Consider the following 23544-nt stretch of genomic DNA (forward strand, 5'->3'; position numbering starts at 1 on the left):
CGGGACACGCCGCCCTGGGCACGGATGTCGGCCGGGACGCGCTCGAGCGCCATAACGGCAACGGCACCGGCGTCTTCCGCGATGCGGGCCTGTTCGACGTTGACGACGTCCATGATGACGCCGCCCTTGAGCATCTCTGCCATGCCGCGCTTAACGCGGCTGCCGCCTGTGTTGAGAGTGTGCTCGTTTAGGAGTGGTTTTCTGGTCATTTTCTCGCTCCAAAAGGGGCCGGACGCCTGTGCAGCCAGGCAGTTATGTTTGTGGTGAAAGCCCCGGGCATCCATGGACACCCGGGGCTACAGGTACTTCACCGGTTCAGCACTCGATGACGTTCACAGCGAGGCCGCCCCGTGAGGTTTCCTTGTACTTGGTTTTCATGTCGGCTCCTGTTTCACGCATCGTTTTGATGGCTTTATCCAGGGATACCTTGTGGCTGCCGTCGCCGTGCAGGGCTAGGCGTGCGGCGTTGATGGCTTTGACGCTGGCGATCGCGTTGCGTTCGATGCAGGGGATCTGCACCAGCCCGCCCACGGGGTCGCAGGTCAGGCCAAGGTTGTGTTCAATGCCCACCTCGGCGGCATTTTCCACCTGGGCAGGCGTCCCTCCGAGCACTTCGCAGAGCCCGGCGGCGGCCATGGAGCAGGCCGAGCCCACCTCACCTTGGCAGCCCACCTCGGCGCCGGAGATGGAGGCGTTAATTTTGAACAGGATTCCGACGGCGGCCGCGGCCAGCAGGAAGCGGACCACGCCGTCGTCGTTGGCGCCGGGGACAAACTTCACGTAGTAGTGCAGCACTGCCGGAACAATTCCGGCCGCGCCGTTGGTGGGCGCGGTGACGATCCTGCCGCCGGCGGCGTTTTCTTCGTTGACGGCCAGTGCGAACAGGTTCACCCATTCCATCGCCCGGAGCGGATCGGTCACCCCGGTGTCCGCCGTCAGGGTCTGGAACAACGACGGCGCGCGGCGGCGGACGTTGAGGCCGCCGGGAAGGATTCCTTCCGCGGCGCAGCCGTTGTCCACGCATTCGCGCATGACGGCCCACAGCCCCAGGAGCTTCTCCCGAAGTTCCGCTTCGGTCCGCCAGGTGAGCTCGTTGGCGAGCATCACGTCGGAGATTGACATCCCTTCGCGGCTGCAGATCTCGAGGAGCTCGTCGGCGCTGGTGAAGGGGAAGGGTAGGACTGTGGCGTCGGCAACCACCCGGTCGCCGGCGTCGGCGTCCCCGTCAACAACGAAGCCGCCCCCAACAGAATAGAAGCTCCGTTCGCTCAGGACGGCGCCGCTGTGGTCCAGGGCCCGGAAGGTCATGCCGTTGGGGTGGGCCGGAAGGGATTTGCGCCGGTGCAGCACCACGTCCTCGTCCCAGTTGAAGTCCACCCGGTGGTCCCCGCCGATCCACAGTTCGGCGTCCAGCGCGGCGGCGGCCACCTGGTCATCGGCCGTAAAGGTGTCCACGGTTTCGGGGTCCAGGCCCTTGAAACCCAGGACCACGGCCTTGTCCGAGCCGTGGCCCCGCCCGGTGGCGCCGAGCGAGCCGAAGAGTTCGGCCTGCACGCGCCGCGTGGAGCTCAGGTGTCCGTCGCCTTTGAGTCCGTCGGTGAACAGCTTTGCTGCCCGCATCGGGCCGACCGTGTGTGACGACGACGGCCCGATGCCAACGGAAAACAGATCCAGCACGCTAAGTGCCATTAAGGGACCTCAGGGGAGGCGTATTCCCGCATGGCATCCAGGAGCCAGCGGCCCAGGAACTCTGCGAACGAGGCGCGTGGGAAGATCCGGTAGCTCTCGTCGCCGGTCTTCCACAAGACCACGGGGATGTTGCCGATTTCCGTGGAAAGCGCCGTGCCGGCTTTGAACTCGCGGGGGTGCAGGTCCAGCGAGCAACCCTTTTCCAGGACTGCCCGGGACCGCGGTCCGGTGAGTTCAAAGGTGGTGCGGTTGGCGGAGAGGTCCACCACCTGGCCTTCGCCGTCGGCCAGCGCTTCCCGGAGCGCCTGGATCAGGTCACCGCCGAGCGACTCGTGGGCTTCCAGGGGTGCCACTACCAGGAACTCCTCGGGTCCGAGCCACAGCACAGAAGTGTCGCCGGCACCACTCACGGTGCCGCATGTGGCGGGCAGGCCGCCAGTGACTGACGCGACCCGCTGCCCGGCTTCGGTGTCCCGGCCAACCCGGAGGCCCACCATGGTCAGGAACGTGATTTCGCTCAGTTCCACGGTGCCGCGGACGGAGCCGCTCTCAAATGCTGCCCTGAGCAGAGCAGCCGGGCTGGTCCGGAGGGAGAGGTTCTTCTTGGTCTCGGGTGCTGCTGTTTCAGCCATCTTTGCGGGTCCCTTCGGGGTCAAAAAGTACGGTTTCTGCGACAACAACGTCAACCAGCTGGTCGCCGGCGGCGGCCACCAGGGTCTCGCCGATCCGGTTGCGGCCGTTCTTGATCAGCGCCAGGCCGAATGACCGGCCCAGTGCGGCACTGTGGTAGCTCGAGGTCACGAAGCCCTCCATCGGGACCTGTCCGTACGCAGGATTGGTGGAACGGCCCTTCTCCACGAGCTGGGTGCCTTCCGGCAACCGGATGGTGCCGTCAATGGGCAGGACGCTGACCAGGTGCTTGCGGTCCTGACGCTGGGCGTCGGCCCGGGCGTAGGAGCGCTTGCCGACGAAGTCCTTGACCTTCGAGACCACCCATTCCATGCCGGCGTCCTGCGGGGTGACCGTGCCGTCGGTGTCCTGCCCGACGATCGGGTAGCCCTTTTCGGCCCGGAGCACGTGCATGGTTTCGGTGCCGTACGGGGTGATGTTGAACTCGGCCCCGGCTGCGGCCACGGCTTCCCAGGTGTTCAGCCCGTACCAGGACGGCACGTTGATCTCGTAGGCCAGTTCGCCGGAGAACGAGATCCGGCAGATCCGCGCCTGCACGCCGGAGGCGAGGGTGGTCTCGCGGAAGGTCATGAACGGGAACGCCTCGGCATCGAGCCCGCCGTTGGCGGCAAGTTCGGGTGCCACCTTGGCGATCACGGCGCGGGACTTGGGCCCGACGACGGCAATGGTGCTCCACTGTTCGGTCACCGAGGTGCAGTGCACGTCCAGCTCGGGCCATTCGGTCTGCAGCCATTCCTCCAGCCAGTCCAGCACCTTCGCGGCGCCGCCGGTGGTGGTGGTCATGAAGAACCGGTCCTCGTCGAGGCGGAGGGTCACGCCGTCGTCGAAGATCATGCCGTCAGCCATGCACATGACGCCGTAGCGGGCGGAGCCCGGCGCGAGCTTCTTGAACGCGTTGGTGTAGATCCGGTTGAGGAACTCGCCGGCGTCCTTGCCCCGGATTTCGATCTTGCCCAGGGTGGTCGCGTCCATGAACCCGACGGATTCGCGGACGGCGGCGCACTCGCGGAGCACGGCGGTGTCCATGTCCTCGCCGGACTGTGGGTAGTACCAGGGCCGCTTCCACTGCCCCACGTCCTCGAACAGCGCACCCTGTGCCACGTGCCACGGGTGGATGGACGTGACGCGGGCGGGGTCGAACAGTTCGCCGCGCTGGCGTCCGGCCAGTGCCGCGAAGGCTACGGGGGTGAACGGCGCCCGGTAGGTGGTGGTGCCGATGTCGCCGATGCCCCTCGATGCCTCGCCGGCCTGGCGGAGCGCCGCGGCGATGACGCCGATCGCGTTGACGCCGGAGGTCTTGCCCTGGTCATTGGCGGTGCTGATGGAGGTGTAACGCTTGATGTGCTCCACGGACCGCATGCCGGCCCCGGTGGAGCGGAGGACGTCAGCTACCGACTGGTCGCGCTGGAAGTCGACGAAGTGGTGGTGCCAGTCGTCCGGAGTTCCGGTCTCGCCCGGGACCAGCCACAGCTGGCGGGTGGGGACGGAAGCCTTCGGTTCGGCGAGCGGTGAAGGTTCGACGGCGGACGCGAAGCCGGCGGCGATGGCCGCCGAAGCCCCGGCAGAGATGCCTTCGGCGAGGCAGTCCTCGAGCTCGAAGCTGCCGCGGCCGGAGCCGATGGTCTGCTGGTTGGGGACCACGGTGCTCGGCACAAAGGCGGCCAGCTCGTCGTCCCAGCGCAGCTTTCCCTGCCGCTGGGAGTGCAGGTGCACCAGCGGGCTCCAGCCGCCGGAGACAGCGAGGAGGTCGCAGGCGATCTCTTCGATGCCGGAGGTGAGTTCGCCGTCGTCGTTGATGCTGCGGACGGTGACGCCGTCCACGCGGCCGCCGGCGGAAGCGTTGCCGGAGGTGTTGGCCACGGCGCTGCCGATCAGCACCCGGGTGCCGGCTTCGACGGCCGCGGCGGCAACCGGCGTGAGGCGGGGGCGGGCGTCGACGACGGCAGCGACCTTGACGCCGGCGGCGCGCAGGTCAGCGGCCAGGGCGTAGGCGCTGTCGTTGGTGGTGCTGATGACCACGCGCTGCCCTGCGGCGACGGCGTAGCGGTTGAGGTAGCTGCGGACTGCCGAGGCCAGGATGATGCCGGGCCGGTCGTTGTTCTCAAAGACCAGCGGGCGTTCATGGGCGCCGGGGGCCAGGACGACCTGGTTGGCACGGATGTGCCAGATGCGCTGCCGGGATACACCGGGGGCGGCCGGGCTGGACAGGTGGTCGGTGCGGTTCTGGACGGCAATGACGTAGTTGGCGTCGTAGGCGCCAAAGGCCGTGGTGCGGTTCAGGACGGTGGATTCAGCGCCGGAGACGAGCTCGGCTTCGATGTCCGCCACCCATTCCAAAGCGGGCTTGCCTTCTATGCTCTGTGCCAGTTCAGGTGCCGTGGAGCCGGACAGGAGGGAGCCGCCCAGTTCGGGCTGGTCGTCCAGGAGCATGACGCGGGCGCCGGAACGCACAGCCTCGCGTGCCGCGGCCAGGCCGGCGGGGCCGCCGCCGATCACCAGGACGTCGGTGTGGACGTACTTCTTGTCGTACTCGGCGCGGTCCTCCTCCGGGTCAAGCTTGCCCAGGCCGCTGAGCAGTTCTGCCTTGAGGCCGTCCACCAGGGTGACGGTGGTGGCGGGGAGCATGGATTCGGCAACGTCGCCCGGGAAGCGGGCAGCGATCTTCACCATCGCGTTGGATTCCTCCACGCCGGCGGACATGATGCCGCGGGGGCGGTCCTCGTAAAGTGAGTTGCCGGCGTTGATGCGGCCGTTGGCGAGCAGGGCCGAGGCGAGCGTATCGCCCGGGTGGCCGGTGAATTCCTCGCCGTCAACGGTGAAACGCCAGGAGATGGTGCGGTCGATGCGTCCGCCGGCGGCGAGGCGGGCGTTCTGGGAAGTCACTTGGTTGCTCCTTCCGGGGCGGTGGTGCTGGAGATGCTGGTGGCGGAGGTACTGGGAGCCGCGCTACCCGTCGTGGTGCTGTCAGCGGCAGTGCTGGCAGTGCCGGTGTCGGGCGTTGTCCGGCCGGCGGCATCCGGACGGGGCGCGCCCATGGGGTAGATCGCCTGGATCTCGTAGGTGACCGTGTCGCGGAGCATGTTGAACCACTGGCGGCAGCCGGTGCTGTGCAGCCAGCGTTCGGCAAAGGCGCCCTTGGTGTTGTCCCGGTAGAACAGGAACTCGGCCCATTCGCGGTCGTTCAGTTCGTTCGGGTTTTCCGGGTAGGCCACGTGAGCCTGGCCGCCGTAGTGGAACTCGGTCTCGTCGCGGGAGCCGCAGTTGGGGCATGAAATGAGGAGCATGTCCGGACTCTCTTCTAGTGGGCCACGGCGGCTGCGCCGTGTTCGTCGATCAGGGCGCCGGTTTCGAACCGCTCCAGCGCAAACGGCTTGTTCAGTTCGTGCGGGGTGCCCGTGGCGATGGTGTGGGCAAAGGTGAGGCCCGCGGCCGGCGTGCCCTTGAAGCCGCCGGTGCCCCAGCCACAGTTCACGAACATGTTGTCCACCGGAGTGGTGCCCACGATCGGGGAGGCGTCCAGCGTCGTATCAACGATGCCGCCCCAGGTCCTGAGTACGTGCGCCCGGGCAAAGATCGGGAAGAGCTCGACGGCGGCCGCCATCTGGTGCTCGATCACATGGAACGAGCCGCGCTGGCCGTAACCGTTGTAGGAGTCCACTCCGGCGCCCATGACCAACTCGCCCTTGTGCGCCTGGGAAACGTAGACGTGCACGTGGTTGGACATGACGACTGTGGGGTGGACCGGTTCGTGCAGTTCGGAAACCAGCGCCTGCAGCGGGTGGGACTGGATGGGGAGCCGGAAGCCGGCCATTTCGGCCAGCACCGAACTGTGCCCGGCGGCGCACAGGCCCACCTTTTCGGTGTTGATGGTGCCGCGGTTGGTCTGGACACCCACCACGCGGTTGCCGTCCTTGACGAAGCCAGTGACTTCGCAATTCTGGATGATGTCCACACCCAGTTCGTCGCACTTGCGGGCGAAGGCCCAGGCAACGTGGTCATGCTTGGCGATACCAGCCCGCGGCTGGTACGTGGCGCCCATGACGGGGTAGCGGATGTTGTCGTTGATGTTCAGGATGGGGCAGAGTTCCTTGACCTGCTTGGGGTCCAGCCACTCGGCGTCCACGCCGTTGAGTTTGTTCGCGCCCACGCGCCGCATGCTTTCGCGGACATCACCCAGGGTGTGGGCGAGGTTCATCACGCCGCGCTGGCTGAACAGGAAGTCGTATTCGAGCTCCTCCGGCAGGACTTCCCAGAGCTTGAGGGCGTGCTCGTAGATGGCGGCGCTCTCGTCCCAGAGGTAGTTGGAACGGATGATGGTGGTGTTCCGGGCCATGTTGCCGCCGGCCAGCCAGCCCTTTTCGAGGACGGCGATGTTGGTCATGCCGTGGTTTTTGGCCAGGAAGTAGGCGGTGGCCAGGCCATGCCCGCCGCCACCAACAATGACTGCGTCATAGGAAGGCTTCGGGTCCGGGTTGTGCCAGAGGAATTCCGGGTGCTCCGGAAGCAGATCGGCCATCATGCCACCTCGTTCGCGTCAGAGGAGAGGTTGGGGTAGAGCGGGAACTTTCCGGCCAGGATTTCAACCCGCTGGCGCAGTTCCGCCACGGTCTCGTCGCTGAACTCGCGCTTGAGTGCTGCGGCAATAATGTCCGCGACCTCGGTGAATTCTGCTTTCCCGAACCCACGCGTGGCCAGTGCCGGCGTGCCGATACGAAGACCGGAAGAGATCATCGGCGGACGCGGGTCGAACGGCACGGCGTTTCGGTTGACCGTGATGCCGATCCGGTGCAGCCGGTCCTCGCCCTGCTGGCCGTCCAGTTCCGAATTCCGCAGATCCACCAGGACCAGGTGCACGTCGGTGCCACCGCTGACGACGGTCACGCCGGACTCTGCAACGTCGGCAGACAGCATGCGTTCTGCGATGATGCGGGCGCCTTCCAGGGTGCGTTCCTGGCGTTCGCGGAACGCCGGCTCAGCAGCGAGCTTAAACGCCACGGCCTTCGCGGCAATGACGTGCTCCAGCGGGCCACCCTGCTGTCCGGGGAAGACCGCGGAGTTGACCTTCTTGGCGATGTCGGCGTCGTTGGTCAGGATCACACCACCGCGCGGGCCGCCAAGGGTCTTGTGAGTGGTGCTCGTGACGATGTGGGCGTGAGGCACGGGGTTGGGGTGAAGCCCTGCGGCTACCAGGCCTGCGAAATGGGCCATGTCCACCATCAGGTAGGCGCCTACCAGGTCCGCGATACGGCGGAATTCGGCGAAGTCCAGCTGCCGGGAGTAGGCGGACCAGCCGGCGACGATCAGCTTCGGCTTGTTCTCAACCGCCAGACGCTCGACTTCAGCCATGTCAATCAGCATGCTGTCTTCGCCGACTCCGTACGGGACCACCTTGTAGAGCTTGCCGGAGAAGTTGATGCGCATCCCGTGCGTCAAGTGGCCACCGTGTGCGAGGTTCAACCCCAGGATGGTGTCGCCGGGCTGGATCAGGGCGAACATCGCCGCTGCGTTGGCCTGGGCGCCTGAGTGGGGCTGCACATTGGCGAATTCGGAGCCGAACAATGTCTTAAGACGGTCGATGGCCAGCTGCTCGACCACGTCAACGTGTTCGCAGCCGCCGTAGTAACGCCTGCCCGGGTAGCCTTCGGCATACTTGTTGGTCAGGACGGATCCCTGCGCCTCCATGACGGCAGTCGGCGCAAAGTTTTCGGAAGCGATCATCTCCAGCGTGCCCTGCTGGCGCAGGAGCTCCTGCTGAACGGCTGCGTGGATCGCAGGATCGGTCTCTGCGAGCGTACGGGTCAGAACGTCGACCATCTTTTCTCCTCTGCTATCTAATATCCTGTTGATATATTAGTTTCGTGAGTCAAGTATGCTATCCGGGCCGGTGGGTGTCAACAGATTTTTCAAGCCGTCCCAGAGGCGGCAGAAGCGCGGCCGGAAGGGCCGCGCTTCTGGCAACACGTCGAAAGGTGGGGCTTAGATCAGGTGAAGAGCGCCTTGCGGACGGCATCCTCGAAGCCACTGACGTGGCTCCTCGCCAAGTCAGCGGCCCTCGCCTCATCGCCTTCGATCACTGCGCCGAGCAGGTCCAGGTGCTCATGCACGTGGCGGGAAAGGTCGGGAAGGCGATCCAGCACCATGCACCAGATGCGGGTGGCGAGATTGTCGTACCGGATCAGCACGTCCTCGAGGTGGGGATTGGCCGCAGCCGCGTAGATGCCTTGATGGACGCGCGCATCAAGGCGCAGGGTTTCAACGACGGAGGCCGCGTGGGTATCGAAAGATTCAACAGCCCGCATCACAGCCCGCAGCTGCTCCCGCTGCCGTTCCGTGGCCACCCGGGCGGCACGGGACGCGGCGAGCGGTTCAAGCTGCGTCCGGATTTCTGAAATGAAAGCAAGATCGGTCACCTCCACGCGGGTGGCAAACGTGCCCCTGCGCGGATACGAAATCACCAGGCGGTCAAGCTCAAGCCGCTTCAAAGCTTCCCGCACCGGAGTCCGCCCTATGCCGAGGTCCTTGGCGAGGTGGTCGTCGTTAAGGAGATCGCCGGGTTTAATGTCAAGCATCAGCAGCCGGTCGCGGATACGCTCGTACGCCACGTCCGCCAACGACTTCTTGGCTGCATCCTCCACGATCGCCAACGCTTCAACTGCCATAACCTGGACCCCTTTCCATTCAAGCCAAACAGGCTATTGACCTCGCCCACTGACCAGTATACGCTGATTCCCAACCCTAATATATCAGTTCACAATCTGAGAATATATCTAACGGGAGATACCTAAAGGAGGAGACATGACCCTAGTGGCAACAGACTCATCAACCAGCACGCTGACTCAGACCGACCCTGGCGCGAAGGACAAGGCCCAGAAGTTCGTACTCACACTGACGTGCGTCGAACGTGCAGGTATTGTCCAGGCCGTCACCACATTTCTCTTCGAACGTGGCTTCAACATCGACGAGCACCAGCAGTTCGACGACGGGCTCCGCGAGACACTGCACCTGCGCACCGCATTCTCGGGTTCCCCCGAGTACACGCCGGAGCGGCTCCAGGAGGAGTTCAGCGCCATTGCGGACCGCTTCGAGATGAAGTTCAGCTTCCATGACCAGACCAAGCAGCGCATTCTGGTTATGGTGTCCAAGTTCGGCCACTGCCTGAATGACCTGATCTTCCGCTGGCGCGGCGGCAGCCTCGGCGGCGACATCGTCCTCGTGGTTTCCAACCATGAAACCCACCGGGCCATGGCAGACGCCGCCGGCCTGCCTTTCATCTACCTCCCCGTGACCCCCGAGACGAAGGCAGACGCCGAACAGCGCCTGCTGGACCTCGTCGCCGAGCACAACGTCGACCTCGTTGTTCTCGCCCGGTACATGCAGGTGCTCTCCGATGACCTCTGCCGCTCCCTTGAAGGCCGGGCCATCAACATCCACCACTCCTTCCTTCCTGGATTCAAGGGAGCGCGCCCGTACCACCAGGCGTACGACCGTGGCGTCAAACTGGTAGGTGCCACTGCCCACTACGTGACTGCTGAACTCGATGAAGGTCCAATCATCGAACAGGAAGTCATCCGGGTGGACCACAGCTACGGGCCCACCGCACTGTCCACAGTCGGGCAGGACGCGGAAGCGCTGGCACTGTCCCGCGCCGTGCGGTGGCACTGCGAGCACCGTGTGTTGCTGGACCAAACCAGCACTGTCGTGTTCCGGTAAGCACGACCACCACATCAGCAGAGACAACACACGAAAATCAGCAGGAGAAACCACATGGCTTCGACGCCAAGCATTGTCATTATTGGAGCGGGCATCGTCGGCACGAACCTCGCCGACGAACTGGTCACGCGGGGTTGGAACAACATCACCGTCCTGGACCAGGGACCCCTGAACATGCCAGGAGGCTCCACGTCCCACGCCCCGGGCCTCGTTTTCCAGACGAACCCTTCAAAGACCATGGCTGCCTTCGCCAAGTACACGGTTGAAAAGCTCCTGTCCCTGAGCGAGGACGGCGTCAGCTGCTTCAACCAGGTGGGCGGTTTGGAAGTTGCCACCACCGAGACCCGCCTCGCGGACCTGAAGCGGAAGCTCGGCTATGCCGCCGCGTGGGGTATCGACGGCAAGATCCTCACCCGCGCAGAGTGCAAGGAGCTTTACCCGCTCCTGAACGAAGAAGACATCCTTGGCGGTCTCCACGTTCCCAGCGACGGCCTGGCCCGTGCTGCCCGCGCAGTCCAGCTGCTGATCAAGCGCACGGAAGCCGCAGGCGTCAAGTACCTGGGCAACACCACGGTGACCGGCATCGAACAGTCCGGCCGCCGGGTCACCGGTGTCCAGACCTCCGAAGGAACCATCCCTGCCGACATCGTGGTCTCCTGCGCCGGCTTCTGGGGCGCCAAGATCGGCGAGATGATCGGCATGTCAGTCCCGCTCCTGCCGTTGGCCCACCAGTACGTGAAGACCACTCCGGTCCCGGCGCAGAAGGGCCGCAACGAACTTCCCAACGACGCCTCCTTGCCGATCCTGCGGCACCAGGACCAGGACCTCTACTACCGCGAGCACGGTGACCGTTACGGCATCGGTTCCTACGCGCACCGCCCCATGCCCGTGGACCTTGATGAGCTGGGCTCCTACGACCCCAACAGCATCAGTGAACACAACATGCCCTCCCGCCTCGACTTCACCCTGGAGGACTTCCTCCCGGCATGGGAAGCCACCAAGCAGTTGCTCCCGGCCCTGCGCGAAAGTGACATTGAGGACGGCTTCAACGGCATCTTCTCCTTCACCCCGGACGGCGGCCCCCTGGTGGGTGAGTCCAAGGAGCTCGATGGCTTCTTCGTCGCCGAAGCCGTGTGGGTCACCCACTCGGCCGGCATCGCCCGCGCCGTCGCGGAGCTCCTGACAACCGGCAAGTCGCAGATCGACCTTGGAGAATGCGACATCCACCGCTTCGAAGAGGTTCAGCTGACTCCCGAATACGTCAGCGAAACGTCCCAGCAGAACTTCGTGGAAATCTACGACGTCCTGCACCCGCTGCAGCCAAAGCTCTCTCCGCGGAACCTGCGCGTCAGCCCGTTCCACGCCCGCCACAAGCAGCTGGGCGGCTTCTTCCTGGAGGGCGGCGGATGGGAGCGCCCCTACTGGTTCGAAGCCAACGCCGAACTGCTCAAGGAGATGCCTGACGACTGGCAGCCGCCGGCACGTGACGCCTGGTCCGGGATGTTCAGCTCGCCCATCGCCGCCGCCGAAGCCTGGAAGACCCGCACCGCGGTGGCCATGTACGACATGACCCCGCTCAAGCGCCTTGAGGTCTCCGGCCCCGGAGCCCTGAAGCTGCTGCAGGAGCTGACCACCGCCGACATGGCCAAGAAGCCGGGGGCCGTCACCTACACCCTCCTGCTGGACCACGCAGGCGGGATCCGAAGCGATATCACCGTGGCCCGCCTGAGCGAAGACACCTTCCAGCTCGGAGCCAATGGAAACATCGACACGGCCTACTTTGAGCGTGCCGCACGCCACCAGACGGAAAACGGAACCGCCAGCGACTGGGTCCAGGTGCGCGACACCACCGGCGGGACATGCTGCATCGGCCTGTGGGGACCCCTCGCCCGGGACCTGATCAGCACGGTCAGCAGCGACGACTTCTCCAACGACGGCCTGCGCTACTTCCGGGCGAAGAAGGTTGTCATCGGCGGCGTCACCGTCACCGCAATGCGGCTGTCCTACGTCGGCGAGCTGGGCTGGGAACTGTACACCAGCGCGGACAACGGCCAGCGCCTGTGGGACGCACTGTGGAAGGCAGGGCAGCCGTTCGGCGTGATCGCTGCCGGCCGCGCCGCGTTCAGCTCGCTGCGCCTGGAAAAGGGCTACCGCTCGTGGGGCACCGACATGACCACCGAGCACGACCCGCTGGAAGCGGGACTCGGTTTCGCCGTAAAGATGACCAAGGAAAACTTCGTCGGCAAGGCAGCACTGGAAGGCCGGACCGAGGAAAACTCAGCCCGCCGCTTGCGCTGCCTAACGGTCGACGACGGGCGCAGCATCGTGCTGGGCAAGGAACCTGTCTTCTACAAGGACCAGGCAGTTGGCTACGTCACGAGCGCCGCTTATGGCTACACCGTGGCCAAGCCGATCGCCTATGCGTACCTGCCCGCCGCCGTCTCCCTGGGCGACTCGGTTGAAATCGAGTACTTTGGCCGGCGAATCCAGGCCACGGTCACAGCGGATCCACTGTACGACCCCACGATGACCCGGCTCCGCGGCTAACAGCCGCAGGGCCATTCAAGGACACGTGGCCCGGACTCATTCCCTCGCAACCAGAGTCCGGGCCACTGCCTTTCCATGGCCCGTCCCATGCCCCAGGCCAGTCGACTAGAGCTTCAGCCCCAGGAAGACACATGATCAGTTCAGAAACAATAAACGACTACCTCGCCAGGCTAGCCTCGCGCGAACCCACCCCAGGCGGCGGCGCAGCCGCGGCTCTCCACGCCGCCCAGGGGGCGGCACTTGTCGCCATGGTAGCCAGATACACCACCGGCACAAAATACGAACAGCACGCCGAACTCGTCGCCAGGATCATCAGCAGTGCCGACGGCCTGGTGGCCCAGGCCCTGCGCCTCGCGGACGCCGACCAGCACGCGTTCCAAGGCGTCATTGACGCGTACAAGCTCCCGACCGGTACAGACGACCTCAGGGCTGCACGGACAGCGTCCATCCAGGACGCGCTCGTCCAGGCCGCGAAAACGCCGGCACAACTGATCCTCCTTGCCGGCGCCGTCGTGGATCTTGCCACGGAGCTGTTCGAGGTGGCCAATGCCAACGTGATCAGCGACGTCGCCGCCGCCGTCGACGCTGCCCGGGCAGCCGCCACCACTGCACGGGTGAACATCGACATCAATGTGGTGGCCATCAAGGACACCGAAACACGTTCCCGGCTGGCTGCCCAGACCGATGGCCTTGAGGAAAAAGTCATCCTGGCAGCCGACGCGCTCGTGAAGCGCGTGCGCGAAAGGATTCTCGGTTGAGCACCACACTCCTCTCTGGACGAAACCTGGCAAAGCTCATTCAGCAGAAGGCCCACGAGGAAGCCCGGAGCCTCGAAACTGACGGCCCGCGCCCCACCCTTGCAGTGGTTGTGGCCACCGACGACGGCTCCACGCACTGGTATGTGCGGTCCATCGAACGGGCTGCCGAAAGTGCGGGCATCAATTGCCGGATCGTGGACCTGGGCCACGACGCGACAGGACTGGCGCTGGCCTCCGTCCTGAAAGACCTCAGCGACGAGCCGTCCGTCAACGGCATCATCTTGCAGACGCCATTGCCTCCCGGCGTTGACGCAGATGCGCTGGTTGGGCACATCGCCCCCGAGAAGGACGTCGACGGCGCGAATCCTCTGAGCCTTGGCCGCCTGGCTGTGGGCCAGCCCTCGTTCGCCCCAGCCACTGCACGGGCCGTCACCGAGATCCTTGACCACTTCGACATCCCGGTGGCGGGCCGGAACGTCGTCGTGATTGGACGTTCCGCCGTCGTCGGAAAACCGCTGTCCCTGCTGCTGCTGGAACGCGACGCCACCGTGACCGTCTGCCACTCCAGATCAGGGGCGCTGGAGAAATACACCAAGACGGCAGACGTCGTGGTGGTCGCCGCCGGGCGTACCGGCCTGCTGAACGGCGGCCATATCTCCTCCGGGGCTGTTGTGATCGACGTCGGCACCAACGTCCTTTCCGACGGGTCCCTCGTGGGGGATGTGGACGAAGCCAGCGTCCGGGGCATCGCCGGCGCGCTGACACCTGTTCCGGGTGGCGTCGGCTCAGTCACCACGTCCCTGCTTCTCCTGCACACCACCGAGGCTGCGCGGGAACAGTCGCGCGCCTTGGTCAGGGGAACAGCCGGGTGATCCACGGCAGGCACCCCTGCTTCGCTTAGGCCCAGTTGTTGTCTTCGCGCCCGTGCAGATCCATGCGATCTGCACGGGCGCGAAGGCCGTGACCTGCCAATGGGCTACAGGACTGCCCTGATGAGGTTCTCGAAGCCCGTTACATGCTTGGTGGTCAGCCGCGCAGCAGCTTCGGAATCCCCTTCCGCGATGCACTCGAGCAGCTCAATGTGCTGGGCAATGTGCTCGGATACCGGAGGAAGTTTCTCCAGCACAAGGCTCCAGATCCGCGTCGCCAGGTTGTCGTACCGGATCAGGACATCCTCAAGATGCCTGCTCCCTGTGGCCCGGTAGATCATCCGGTGTACCCGCATGTCCAGTCGCATCAGGTCCCGTTGGGAGTGCATTACCGGCAGCAGCTCCCCGACTTCCCTGGCAAATTCCTTGATCTCCTGCCGGAGCTGCGGCGATGCCATCCGGGCAGCCCGTGCTGCGGCCGCCGGCTCCAAGAGCTGCCGGATTTCGGAGATTTCAGCCAGATCCGTGATGTCTACCCCGGCGGCGAATGTTCCCCGGCGGGGATACGCCACCACCAGATGGTCGCTCTCAAGGCGCTTCATGGCCTCCCGGATGGGCGTCCTTCCCACTCCGAGCCGCCTGGAAATCACTTCGTCATTCAATGGTTCGCCAGGCTTGATGTCCAAGACAATTAGTTCATCACAGAGCACCCTGTAGGCGAAGTCGGCGAAGGACTCGTCCTCCTGCCTCGTTGGCAGGAAGGACCCCCCAACATCCGACGGCAGTTGTCCATCGCTTGCCATTTCCAAGTCTCCTCCCGATGCACGGCTGAGCCTTGACGCGAAGGCTTCGTGTACATAGTATTCCTAGAACTGATATATCACTATTCCATCAATAAAATGTCAACCCTCCGGTAGGTACCAGTTGGAGATTTTCCGCTCCGGCAGGCAGTGTCGCGGTGATGCCGAAGAACGGAGAGTAATGAGCAAGGAAGCTATTGCAAGGGTACGGCTGGAAGTGGTTCCGTCCGCCGATCTGCTCACGCAACTCCCCGCGGCTTTTGACACCGCGGGATCCGTCAGCGTGACGTGCCTGCCTCACCACGGGCCTGCCCGGACCGTGGAGGCGTCCGTACACCTGGCACGCCTGGGCTACCACACAGTTCCCCATCTCGCGGCACGCAGCATCACAGGTGAGGCAGAACTCCATTCGCTGCTGCTGCAGCTGCGGGAGGCCGGTGTCTCGGAGCTGTTTCTTGTTGCCGGCGACCGGCGCACGCCCGCCGGCCCCTATAGCTGGAGCGGAGAACTCCTTGAGGCGGTCAACGCCTATTCACCCGACTTCTCCATAGGAATTGCCGGTTATCCGGAAGGCCACCCGCAGCTTAGCCAGGAGCAACTCAGCAGCAGCCTCCTCACGAAAGCGCCTTTGGCATCCTCCATGGTCACGCAGATGTGCTTCTCCGCCGAGGCAATCGGCGCGTACCTCCGGTCAATCCGCACGAGCGGCATCCAGCTACCCGTGTGGGTTGGAGTCCCGGGTCCGGTCGCCGTCAGAAAACTGGTGTCTTTGGGGGCACGCCTCGGAGTCGGCCGTTCCCTCAAGCTCGCCCGCGGGACAGGGATGGCGGGAGCGCTCTGGCGGCGGGACGACTTCCTGAGCTATGACAGCGGACGCCTGATCCGCGAGGTTCACCAGGAGTTGGCGGGCGATCCCCTCTTTGCCGGGTTCCATGTCTACACCTTCAACGACCTCGGCCGCATGCCTGGCCTCCTGAATGATCTGCGGGCACTGCAGCCGACCACCACGCTGGCCCCGGGCAGCACCTCCATTCCACTGTTTCCTGCCAAGATCTGAAGGGAAGATCACATGGCTTCAAAAGCCCCCAAGCAGAACATCGACGAGTCAAAACTGAGCCTGACTAAGCCCAAAACGACTGCCGTCGGCCTTCCGGCTGTTGCAAACGCGTTGAAAATTTCCCTTGAGCAGATGGGCCCGCTGCGCAGCATCCAGACACTCTTGGCAGTCAACCAGGTTGACGGCTTTGACTGCATGGGCTGCGCCTGGCCCGAACACGAAAAGCGCAATGCTGCGGAATTCTGCGAGAACGGCGCCAAGGCGGTGGCCGAAGAAGCCACGCGCCGCCGCGTCACGCCTGAATTCTTCGCGCAGCACTCTATTGCGGACCTGAAGACGCGCGACGACTACTGGCTGGGCCAGCAGGGCCGCCTGACGCATCCGATGCTCCTCGACGAAGGCGCAACCCACTACAAGCCCATCGAGTGGGACGACGCCTACGAGCTGATCGCCCAGGAGATCAGGGACATGGAGCACCCCGACCAGTCGGTCTTCTACACTTCCGGGCGGACATCGAACGAGGCAGCCTTTGCCTACCAGCTCCTCGTTCGGGGCATCGGGACGAACAATTTGCCCGACTGCTCCAACATGTGCCACGAATCGTCCGGCTCGGCCCTGGTCGAAACGATCGGCATCGGAAAAGGCTCCGTCAGCCTCACGGACCTGGAGACGGCGTCGCTGATTTTCGTGGCGGGTCAAAATCCCGGCACCAACCACCCGCGCATGCTCAGCGCGCTGGAGAAGGCCAAGAAGAACGGCGCCGTCATCATCTCCGTGAATCCGCTTCCCGAGGCCGGGCTCCTGCGGTTCGAGAACCCGCAGAACATTTCCGGCATGGTGGTGGGCACACAACTGACCGACGACTTCCTCCAAATCCGCGCCGGCGGCGATCAGGCCCTCTTCCAGGGGCTTGGCAAATATCTTCTCGAAGCCGAAGCCCAGGGGCGCAAGACCCCCGGCCTCCCCACGGTGCTGGACCATGAGTTCATCAAGGACCACACCGTTGGAATCGACGAATACCTGCGGTACCTCGAAAAGGCGGAATGGGACGACATCGTCGAAGCCACCGGACTGACTCTGGAACAGATCAAGTCCACTGGCGAACGCCTCCTGGCCTCGAACGCCACGATCGTCTGCTGGGCCATGGGCCTGACCCAGCACAAGCACTCGGTTCCCACCCTCCGCGACGTGGTCAACGTCCTGCTTCTCCAGGGCAACATCGGCAAGCCCGGAGCCGGCGTCTGCCCCGTCCGCGGCCACTCCAACGTCCAGGGCGACCGGACCATGGGCATTTTCGAGAAGATGCCGGAGAACTTCCATGACCGGCTTGACCAGGAGTTCCAATTCCTCTCCCCCAGGGCGCACGGCTTCGACACCGTGGCCGCCATCCGCGCCATGCGGGACGGTCAGGTCCGCGTCTTCATAGGCATGGGCGGCAACTTCGTGCGGGCGGCCCCGGATTCCGAGGTCACAGAACAGGCCCTGGCCAACACGCGCCTGACGGTGCAGATCTCCACGAAACTGAACCATTCCCACGTATCGACAGGTCGTCGTGCGCTGATTCTTCCGACGCTCGGGCGTACCGAGAAGGACACCCAGCGCACCGGCGACCAGAGGGTGACCGTGGAGGATTCCATGAGTGCGGTCCACGCCTCCCGGGGTCGCCTGAAGCCCGCCAGCGAGCACCTGCATTCTGAAGTGGCCATTGTGTGCAACATCGCCCACAAGATCTTCACCGGCAGCGACAACCTCCCGCTGCCCAATACCCCCAAAGCCGACTGGCTCGCCATGCGGGATGACTACTCCATCATCAGGAAACACATCGAAGCGGTCCTCAGCGGATTCGAGAATTTCGAGGAGCGGATGCAGAACCCTGGCGGGTTCGTCCTTCCCCACCCACCCCGAGACGCTAGGAAGTTCGATACTGCCTCGGGCAAGGCCCACTTCACAGGCAACGAACTGGAATTCATCAGGGTCCCCGCGGGGCGGCTCGTCCTTCAGACCCTACGCTCCCATGACCAGTACAACACCACCATCTACGGCAAGGATGACCGCTACCGCGGCATCCACGGCGGGCGCCGAGTGGTCATGATCAACGCTGACGACATTACTGAGCTGGGGTTCACGGACGGGGACATGGTCCATCTCATCTCCGAATTCCAGGGGACCGAACGACGGGCCGAAAACTTCCGCATCGTTTCATACTCGACACCCAAGGGTTGCGCGGCGGCCTACTACCCGGAAACCAACGTCCTGGTACCACTTGACTCCGTAGCCGATACCAGCGGCACGCCGACCTCCAAGTCCGTTATCGTGCGGCTTGAGCGGGCCGAAGCGTGAGCTCCGTCCTGGCGACGGAAGCGGCCGTCACCCAGGGTGTGGACGGGCCAAGGGTGGAACGGGCTGTCCGCGAATACCTCCTGGCCATCGGGGAGGACCCCGAAAGGCCGGGACTTGCGGACACCCCGGCCCGTGTGGCCCGCGCCGCCGCAGAAATGTTCGGCGGGCTCCATGAGGATCCCCTGGCAGTCCTGGACAAGACCTTCGACCTCGGCCACGGTGAAATGGTCATCGTTAAGGACATCCCGTTCTATTCCACCTGCGAACATCACCTGGTGCCGTTCCATGGCGTGGCGCACGTGGGCTACATCCCATCCTCGGAGGGACTCGTGACCGGCCTCAGCAAGCTTGCCAGGCTGGTGGACGTCTTTGCGCGAAGGCCGCAGGTCCAGGAGAGGCTCACCACCCAGGTGGTGGACGCGTTGGTCACATCGCTGCGGCCACTGGGCGCGATTGTAGTGGTCGAGTGCGAGCACCTGTGCATGTCGATGCGGGGCGTCCGCAAACCCGGGGCAAAGACCATCACGTCTGCAGTCCGCGGTGAACTGCGCCTGCCGGCCGCCCGGGCCGAGGCGCTGAGCCTCATCCACGGCCGCTAAGAAATCTCTGGACATGCCCGCGCGACTGCCATACGATGTGACTGATATATCTTTAATGCCCAAGCAAAAATATCAGCCCCTGCATGTCGGACGAATTTCGGCCAGCAAAACTGACAGGGTCCGTTCAGCGCGAGGCAGTCTGCGATGAGCCCTGACTGCCTTCGACCTCGTGAAGGATGAGCTGTCCCGTTCCCGTGAATGGTGCTTCGGTGGCCTGAAACCTGGGGAGGTATCCCCATCGAAGCACCGCTTTCGGGCAACGGGGCAGCGTCGGCAACCGGCCCGCCCAGTGCACGGCAATCCGACATGGCAGGCCTGGCACCAAATCCCAGCACCATCCCCCCGTAGCCAAAGGAGTGTCCATGTCAGGAAACAGAGCCGTCGCATACAAGGAACCCGGTGTCGTCGAAATCATCAACACCGACTACCCGACGTTCGAACTCAAAGACGGGCCTGGCGTCAATCCGGCCAACGTGGGCCGGAAAGTACCCCACGGTGCGATCCTGCGTACGGTGACCACCAACATCTGCGGCTCAGACCAGCACATGGTGCGCGGCCGCACCACCGCTCCAAAGGACCTCGTCCTCGGCCATGAAATCACCGGTGAAGTGGTGGAAGTCGGTCCGGACGTGGAGTTCATCAAAGTCGGAGACATCGTCTCCGTACCATTCAACATCTCCTGTGGCCGTTGCCGGAATTGCAAGGAGCGCAAAACCGGCATCTGCCTGAACGTCAATCCAGACCGGCCGGGCAGCGCTTACGGTTATGTGGACATGGGCGGCTGGGTGGGTGGCCAGGCAGAATACGTGCTGGTCCCCTACGCCGACTGGAACCTGCTCAAGTTCCCAGACCGCGACCAGGCCCTGGAAAAGATCATGGACCTGACCATGCTCTCCGACATCTTCCCCACCGGGTTCCACGGCGCCGTCACCGCCGGAGTCGGCGTCGGGTCCACCGTTTATATTGCCGGTGCCGGCCCGGTCGGCCTCGCAGCCGCCGTCGGCGCACAGCTGCTTGGTGCCGCCGTCGTGATTGTCGGTGACATGAACGAGGACCGCCTGGCGCAGGCCCGCTCCTTCGGGTGCGAAACAGTGAACGTCTCCAACGGAGATCCGAAGGACCAGATCGAGCAGATCCTTGGAGTTCCCGAGGTGGATTGCGGCGTCGACGCCGTGGGGTTCGAAGCCCGAGGGCACGGCAAGGACGCATCCCACGAAGCCCCGGCCACGGTGCTGAATTCCCTCATGGACATCACCGCAGCAGGTGGGGCCCTTGGCATCCCCGGCCTGTACGTCACCGGCGACCCCGGTGGAATTGACGAGGCCGCCAAGCACGGCTCCCTATCGCTGTCGTTGGGCACCGGATGGGCAAAGTCCCTCTCCTTCACCACCGGCCAGTGCCCCGTCATGTCGTACAACCGGCAACTGATGATGGCCATCCTGCATGACAAGGTCCAGATCGCCAAGGCAGTAAACGCCACAGCGATCCCGCTTGAGGATGCACCGCGCGGCTACGCCGAATTCGACGCCGGCTCGGCAACAAAGTTCGTTCTGAACCCAAACGGATACGTCAAGGCATAGCACCCCGGCTGACGGGGCCGGGGACTGCGGTCCCCGGCCCCGCACGTTTCAAGCACTACCTTCAGGAAAGGGGGCACCGTTGCTCGCCCAAGAAACCGCCACCAGCGGCAGCACTTCGGAGTTGCACTCTGCAAGGCGACCTTCCGGACATCCCTCCCCCACCTGGCCCGAAGCCCGGCAACTGGCTTTCGATTGCGCGGTCCCGCTCGCACCCGTGGAAGTCCCGCTCGCATTCGCGGCAGGCCACACCCTGACCCGCGATGTCGCCGCCCTGCAAAAACTCCCCCATTACGACTCCTCTGCCATGGACGGCTGGGCCACCAACGGCGGCGGTCCATGGATCCTTGCCGACCGCGAACCCTTTTTGTCCCCCGGGAGGGCCAGCGTCATAGCCACCGGCGGACTGGTGCCTGCCGGCGCCCAGTCGATACTCCGCAAGGAAAGCGGACAGATCCACCACGCCACTGACGGCAGCCTTCTCCTGCGGCTCAAGGACAATGCAAAGGGAGGCGAACCGGCGCCGGGCCAGCACATTCGTCCCGCGGGCGAGGAAGCTGCTGCCGGTGAGGTGCTGATCCCCGCCGGCACAACACTGAACCCGGGCCACATTGCCCTCGCCGCCGTGGCCGGCCACGACAACCTGCAGGTGCAGGCCAAGCCGGTGGTCGGCATCGTCCTGACCGGTTCCGAGGTGGTTACGTCAGGCGTTCCGGAACCAGGACATGTCAGGGACACTTTTGGCCCGCAGCTGGGGACGGTCATTTCCCTTCTGGGGGGCACACCTGCCGGCTCCCTGCGGATCGGGGATTCCTACCCCGAATGGCTCGCCGCACTTGGCGGATCAGAGGCGTTCTCCGGGCGGACGCCGGACGTGACCATAACCACTGGCGGAACCGGCTGTTCCGGAACAGACCATTTTCGCGCCGCCATCCGTGCGCTCGGCGGACAGCTGCTGCTGGACGGCATCGCCATGCGGCCGGGCCACCCGGCTGTCCTGGCCGGGCTCCCGGACGGCCGCTTCGTCGTCGGGCTGCCCGGCAACCCCCTGGCAGCAATGATGGCCCTCATCACTATGGGTGCACCGCTGCTGGAGGCACTCGGAGGCAGGCCCCTGAGCGGCGTTGGACAGGTGATCTCCGCCGCCGACGTTGATCCCTGCCCCGGCCGTACGCGTCTGATTCCCTGCACGTTCATCGAGGGGCTGGCCTTCCCCTCCTCGCATACAGGGCCCGGCATGATGCGTGGACTGGCTTGGGCCGACGGCGTCATGGCCGTGCCCCCTGCCGGAGTCCAATCCGGCGAACCGGTTCCCGTACTCCCACTCCCCTGGACGCAGGCCAACGAAACAATCCTTTCCAACACCAGCCGAGCACGGAGCACCGCATGGCCCGCATGACACAGCGCCGCAAGATCCACCGCTTCCACCTGGACGGCTCCGGCACCGAACACCCGGTACGGTTCAAGGAAGACGTACTCGCCGCTGAGGAGCCCTTGGAAATCCGAATCGGCGGCCGCTCATTCGCTGTCACCATGAGGACCCCTGGGGACGATTTTGACCTGGTGGCCGGATTCCTGGTCTCAGAAGGCATCATCAGTTCCCACTCCGAGCTGGTATCGCTGCGCTTTTGCGCCGGCGATGCCGGGGGAGAACAGACATACAACGTGGTCGAGGCCCAGCTGAGGCCTGACGTACCCATGCCTGACACCATGCGGCATGTCTACACCTCAAGCTCCTGCGGCATCTGCGGAACAGACTCGATCGACTCCGTCCGCAAGACCCTTCCCTTCGATCCTGCCCAGGACACACTGCAGGTTCCCGTGGACGTCCTCGCCGAACTGCCGGAGCGGCTTCGCGCGGCCCAGGCGGTGTTCGATAAGACGGGCGGCGTCCACGCGGCCGGCCTGTTCAAGGTTGACGGCGCCAGGCCGGAGCTGCTCTGTCTCCGGGAGGATGTTGGACGCCATAACGCTGTGGACAAAGTTGTGGGATGGGCCCTGCGCCAAAACCTGTTGCCCCTGAGCGGCACCGTCCTCCAGGTTTCCGGGCGCGCATCCTTCGAACTTGTCCAGAAGGCCGCCATGGCCGGCATCCCCGTCCTGTCTGCGGTGAGCGCGCCCTCAAGCCTGGCCGCCGACCTCGCCGTCGAGACCGGAGTGACGCTGGTTGGATTCAGCCGGGGACACAGCCTGAATGTCTACGCCGGCCGCGAAAGGCTGGGCCGCCCGCGGAAGGTGGGCCGCGAGGAAACCAATGCCCGGCTTTGACGTTGTCCTCGCCGAGCTCAGCGAGGACCCCATTTCGGTGGACCGGGCCACAGCGGCAGTCCAGGGCGACGAAGCCGGGGCGGTGGTCAGCTTCAGCGGAGTGGTCAGGAACCACGACGGCGGCATGGCCGTCAGCAGATTAAGCTACTCGGCGCACCCCACAGCACATCACGTCCTGGCCGAAGTCGTGGCAGAACTGGTCGCGGAGCATGCCGCGAAGGCGGAAAGGCCGGTCCGCATCTGGGCCGCCCACCGCGTCGGGATGCTGGAGGTGGGTGATCCCGCACTGGTCTGTGCCGTGTCGGCAGCCCACCGTGGCCAGGCGTTTGAGGTGTGCTCACAGCTTGTAGACCGCATCAAGGCCCGTGTGCCGATCTGGAAAGAGCAGTTCTTCGCAGACGGCACCGTGGAATGGGTCGGCGGAGGCGAACAGCTTCCTTCTTAACGTCCCTCACAAGTAATAGAGAAATAGGAGAACAATGACTGCCATTTCAACCACCCAGTCAGGTGCCCCGGTTACGTCCGACGCGCACTCCCAGGCAACCGGCGCCGACGGCGCCATTATCCTGACCGACCACTACCTGGTCGAGAAGCTGGCCCAGTTCAACCGCGAGCGTGTCCCGGAGCGCGTGGTGCACGC

20 protein-coding genes and 1 pseudogene are annotated in these 23544 nt (G+C 64.6%); 12 read left to right on the forward strand and 9 right to left on the reverse strand.

Annotated features, from left to right (window positions below; all coding sequences use genetic code 11):
- From CXQ90_RS20990 to CXQ90_RS21025, 8 genes and pseudogenes are all read right to left on the reverse strand, one after another.
- Nucleotides 1–209 (reverse strand): annotated as a pseudogene (locus tag CXQ90_RS20990) (pyridoxal 5'-phosphate synthase lyase subunit PdxS); the annotation flags it as partial.
- Nucleotides 210–315: 106 nt separating this feature from the next.
- The gene (locus CXQ90_RS20995; RefSeq protein ID WP_104141282.1) at nucleotides 316–1689 is read right to left on the reverse strand and encodes an L-serine ammonia-lyase; all 1374 of its coding nucleotides are present in this window, start codon (nucleotides 1687–1689) and stop codon (nucleotides 316–318) included.
- Nucleotides 1689–2321, reverse strand: coding sequence for a sarcosine oxidase subunit gamma (locus CXQ90_RS21000; RefSeq protein ID WP_104141283.1), 633 nt, complete (start codon nucleotides 2319–2321; stop codon nucleotides 1689–1691). The genes CXQ90_RS20995 and CXQ90_RS21000 overlap by 1 nt, the downstream gene beginning before the upstream one ends.
- A complete protein-coding gene (locus CXQ90_RS21005) occupies nucleotides 2314–5262 on the reverse strand; it encodes a sarcosine oxidase subunit alpha family protein (RefSeq protein WP_104141284.1) in 2949 nt (982 codons plus the stop codon). Before CXQ90_RS21005 ends, CXQ90_RS21000 begins: the two co-directional genes overlap by 8 nt.
- Nucleotides 5259–5663 carry a sarcosine oxidase subunit delta gene (locus CXQ90_RS21010; protein WP_104141285.1) on the reverse strand — a complete coding sequence of 135 codons (405 nt, stop codon included), beginning with the start codon at nucleotides 5661–5663 and terminating at the stop codon, nucleotides 5259–5261. The genes CXQ90_RS21005 and CXQ90_RS21010 overlap by 4 nt, the downstream gene beginning before the upstream one ends.
- Before the next feature lie 14 nt (nucleotides 5664–5677).
- Nucleotides 5678–6895 carry a sarcosine oxidase subunit beta family protein gene (locus CXQ90_RS21015; protein ID WP_219816734.1) on the reverse strand — a complete coding sequence of 406 codons (1218 nt, stop codon included), beginning with the start codon at nucleotides 6893–6895 and terminating at the stop codon, nucleotides 5678–5680.
- Entirely contained in the window at nucleotides 6895–8193 is a 1299-nt protein-coding gene (glyA, locus tag CXQ90_RS21020) for a serine hydroxymethyltransferase (protein ID WP_104141287.1), read from the reverse strand. Before glyA ends, CXQ90_RS21015 begins: the two co-directional genes overlap by 1 nt.
- A 167-nt stretch (nucleotides 8194–8360) precedes the next feature.
- Nucleotides 8361–9038, reverse strand: coding sequence for a GntR family transcriptional regulator (locus CXQ90_RS21025; protein WP_104141288.1), 678 nt, complete (start codon nucleotides 9036–9038; stop codon nucleotides 8361–8363).
- A gap of 136 nt (nucleotides 9039–9174) precedes the next feature.
- Here CXQ90_RS21025 and purU point away from each other — a divergent pair, with 136 nt between their 5' ends.
- The 4 genes from purU (at nucleotide 9175) to CXQ90_RS21045 (ending at nucleotide 14266) form a co-directional block, all read left to right on the forward strand.
- Complete coding sequence (gene purU, locus CXQ90_RS21030) at nucleotides 9175–10089, forward strand: formyltetrahydrofolate deformylase (RefSeq protein WP_104141289.1); 915 nt, start codon at nucleotides 9175–9177, stop codon at nucleotides 10087–10089.
- Between the two features lie 54 nt (nucleotides 10090–10143).
- Entirely contained in the window at nucleotides 10144–12636 is a 2493-nt protein-coding gene (locus CXQ90_RS21035) for an FAD-dependent oxidoreductase (RefSeq protein ID WP_104141290.1), read from the forward strand.
- A 131-nt stretch (nucleotides 12637–12767) separates the two neighbouring features.
- Entirely contained in the window at nucleotides 12768–13394 is a 627-nt protein-coding gene (locus tag CXQ90_RS21040; protein ID WP_104141291.1) for a cyclodeaminase/cyclohydrolase family protein, read from the forward strand.
- A complete protein-coding gene (locus CXQ90_RS21045) occupies nucleotides 13391–14266 on the forward strand; it encodes a bifunctional 5,10-methylenetetrahydrofolate dehydrogenase/5,10-methenyltetrahydrofolate cyclohydrolase (RefSeq protein WP_104141292.1) in 876 nt (291 codons plus the stop codon). The genes CXQ90_RS21040 and CXQ90_RS21045 overlap by 4 nt, the downstream gene beginning before the upstream one ends.
- A gap of 104 nt (nucleotides 14267–14370) precedes the next feature.
- Here CXQ90_RS21045 and CXQ90_RS21050 read toward each other — a convergent pair whose 3' ends face one another.
- Nucleotides 14371–15066, reverse strand: a complete 696-nt coding sequence (locus CXQ90_RS21050; RefSeq protein ID WP_104141293.1) for a GntR family transcriptional regulator — start codon at nucleotides 15064–15066, stop codon at nucleotides 14371–14373.
- Between the two features lie 178 nt (nucleotides 15067–15244).
- Here CXQ90_RS21050 and CXQ90_RS21055 point away from each other — a divergent pair, with 178 nt between their 5' ends.
- The 8 genes from CXQ90_RS21055 to CXQ90_RS21090 form a co-directional block, all read left to right on the forward strand.
- Entirely contained in the window at nucleotides 15245–16120 is an 876-nt protein-coding gene (locus CXQ90_RS21055) for a methylenetetrahydrofolate reductase (protein ID WP_104141294.1), read from the forward strand.
- A gap of 12 nt (nucleotides 16121–16132) precedes the next feature.
- Complete coding sequence (locus CXQ90_RS21060; RefSeq protein WP_104141295.1) at nucleotides 16133–18460, forward strand: FdhF/YdeP family oxidoreductase; 2328 nt, start codon at nucleotides 16133–16135, stop codon at nucleotides 18458–18460.
- Nucleotides 18457–19059: a GTP cyclohydrolase I FolE gene (gene folE, locus CXQ90_RS21065; RefSeq protein ID WP_104141296.1), complete on the forward strand. Its 603-nt coding sequence runs from the start codon at nucleotides 18457–18459 to the stop codon at nucleotides 19057–19059. The genes CXQ90_RS21060 and folE overlap by 4 nt, the downstream gene beginning before the upstream one ends.
- 362 nt (nucleotides 19060–19421) lie before the next feature.
- Nucleotides 19422–20639, forward strand: coding sequence for a formaldehyde dehydrogenase, glutathione-independent (gene fdhA / locus CXQ90_RS21070; protein ID WP_104141297.1), 1218 nt, complete (start codon nucleotides 19422–19424; stop codon nucleotides 20637–20639).
- 121 nt (nucleotides 20640–20760) lie between these two features.
- On the forward strand, nucleotides 20761–22035 hold the full coding sequence (locus CXQ90_RS21075) for a molybdopterin molybdotransferase MoeA (protein ID WP_104141300.1): 1275 nt from the start codon (nucleotides 20761–20763) through the stop codon (nucleotides 22033–22035).
- Nucleotides 22023–22904, forward strand: a complete 882-nt coding sequence (gene fdhD, locus CXQ90_RS21080) for a formate dehydrogenase accessory sulfurtransferase FdhD (protein WP_104141298.1) — start codon at nucleotides 22023–22025, stop codon at nucleotides 22902–22904. The genes CXQ90_RS21075 and fdhD overlap by 13 nt, the downstream gene beginning before the upstream one ends.
- Nucleotides 22891–23349, forward strand: a complete 459-nt coding sequence (locus CXQ90_RS21085) for a molybdenum cofactor biosynthesis protein MoaE (protein ID WP_104141299.1) — start codon at nucleotides 22891–22893, stop codon at nucleotides 23347–23349. The genes fdhD and CXQ90_RS21085 overlap by 14 nt, the downstream gene beginning before the upstream one ends.
- Nucleotides 23350–23383: 34 nt before the next feature.
- Nucleotides 23384–23544 (forward strand): catalase (locus CXQ90_RS21090; RefSeq protein ID WP_146068949.1); only part of this gene is annotated, 161 nt, incomplete at its 3' end.

It is taken from the genome of Arthrobacter sp. ZGTC131 (genome assembly GCF_002929275.1).
Lineage (GTDB): Bacteria > Actinomycetota > Actinomycetes > Actinomycetales > Micrococcaceae > Arthrobacter.

What these genes read in the sequence shown, in the direction of transcription:
- CXQ90_RS20995 (WP_104141282.1), bottom strand. Translation starts at nt 1,689, where the DNA reads ATGGCACTTAGCGTGCTGGATCTGTTTTCCGTTGGCATCGGGCCGTCG.
- CXQ90_RS21000 (WP_104141283.1), bottom strand. Translation starts at nt 2,321, where the DNA reads ATGGCTGAAACAGCAGCACCCGAGACCAAGAAGAACCTCTCCCTCCGG.
- CXQ90_RS21010 (WP_104141285.1), bottom strand. Translation starts at nt 5,663, where the DNA reads ATGCTCCTCATTTCATGCCCCAACTGCGGCTCCCGCGACGAGACCGAG.
- CXQ90_RS21015 (WP_219816734.1), bottom strand. Translation starts at nt 6,895, where the DNA reads ATGGCCGATCTGCTTCCGGAGCACCCGGAATTCCTCTGGCACAACCCG.
- glyA (WP_104141287.1), bottom strand. Translation starts at nt 8,193, where the DNA reads ATGGTCGACGTTCTGACCCGTACGCTCGCAGAGACCGATCCTGCGATC.
- CXQ90_RS21025 (WP_104141288.1), bottom strand. Translation starts at nt 9,038, where the DNA reads ATGGCAGTTGAAGCGTTGGCGATCGTGGAGGATGCAGCCAAGAAGTCG.
- purU (WP_104141289.1), top strand. Translation starts at nt 9,175, where the DNA reads ATGACCCTAGTGGCAACAGACTCATCAACCAGCACGCTGACTCAGACC.
- CXQ90_RS21035 (WP_104141290.1), top strand. Translation starts at nt 10,144, where the DNA reads ATGGCTTCGACGCCAAGCATTGTCATTATTGGAGCGGGCATCGTCGGC.
- CXQ90_RS21040 (WP_104141291.1), top strand. Translation starts at nt 12,768, where the DNA reads ATGATCAGTTCAGAAACAATAAACGACTACCTCGCCAGGCTAGCCTCG.
- CXQ90_RS21050 (WP_104141293.1), bottom strand. Translation starts at nt 15,066, where the DNA reads ATGGCAAGCGATGGACAACTGCCGTCGGATGTTGGGGGGTCCTTCCTG.
- CXQ90_RS21055 (WP_104141294.1), top strand. Translation starts at nt 15,245, where the DNA reads ATGAGCAAGGAAGCTATTGCAAGGGTACGGCTGGAAGTGGTTCCGTCC.
- CXQ90_RS21060 (WP_104141295.1), top strand. Translation starts at nt 16,133, where the DNA reads ATGGCTTCAAAAGCCCCCAAGCAGAACATCGACGAGTCAAAACTGAGC.
- fdhA (WP_104141297.1), top strand. Translation starts at nt 19,422, where the DNA reads ATGTCAGGAAACAGAGCCGTCGCATACAAGGAACCCGGTGTCGTCGAA.
- fdhD (WP_104141298.1), top strand. Translation starts at nt 22,023, where the DNA reads ATGGCCCGCATGACACAGCGCCGCAAGATCCACCGCTTCCACCTGGAC.
- CXQ90_RS21085 (WP_104141299.1), top strand. Translation starts at nt 22,891, where the DNA reads ATGCCCGGCTTTGACGTTGTCCTCGCCGAGCTCAGCGAGGACCCCATT.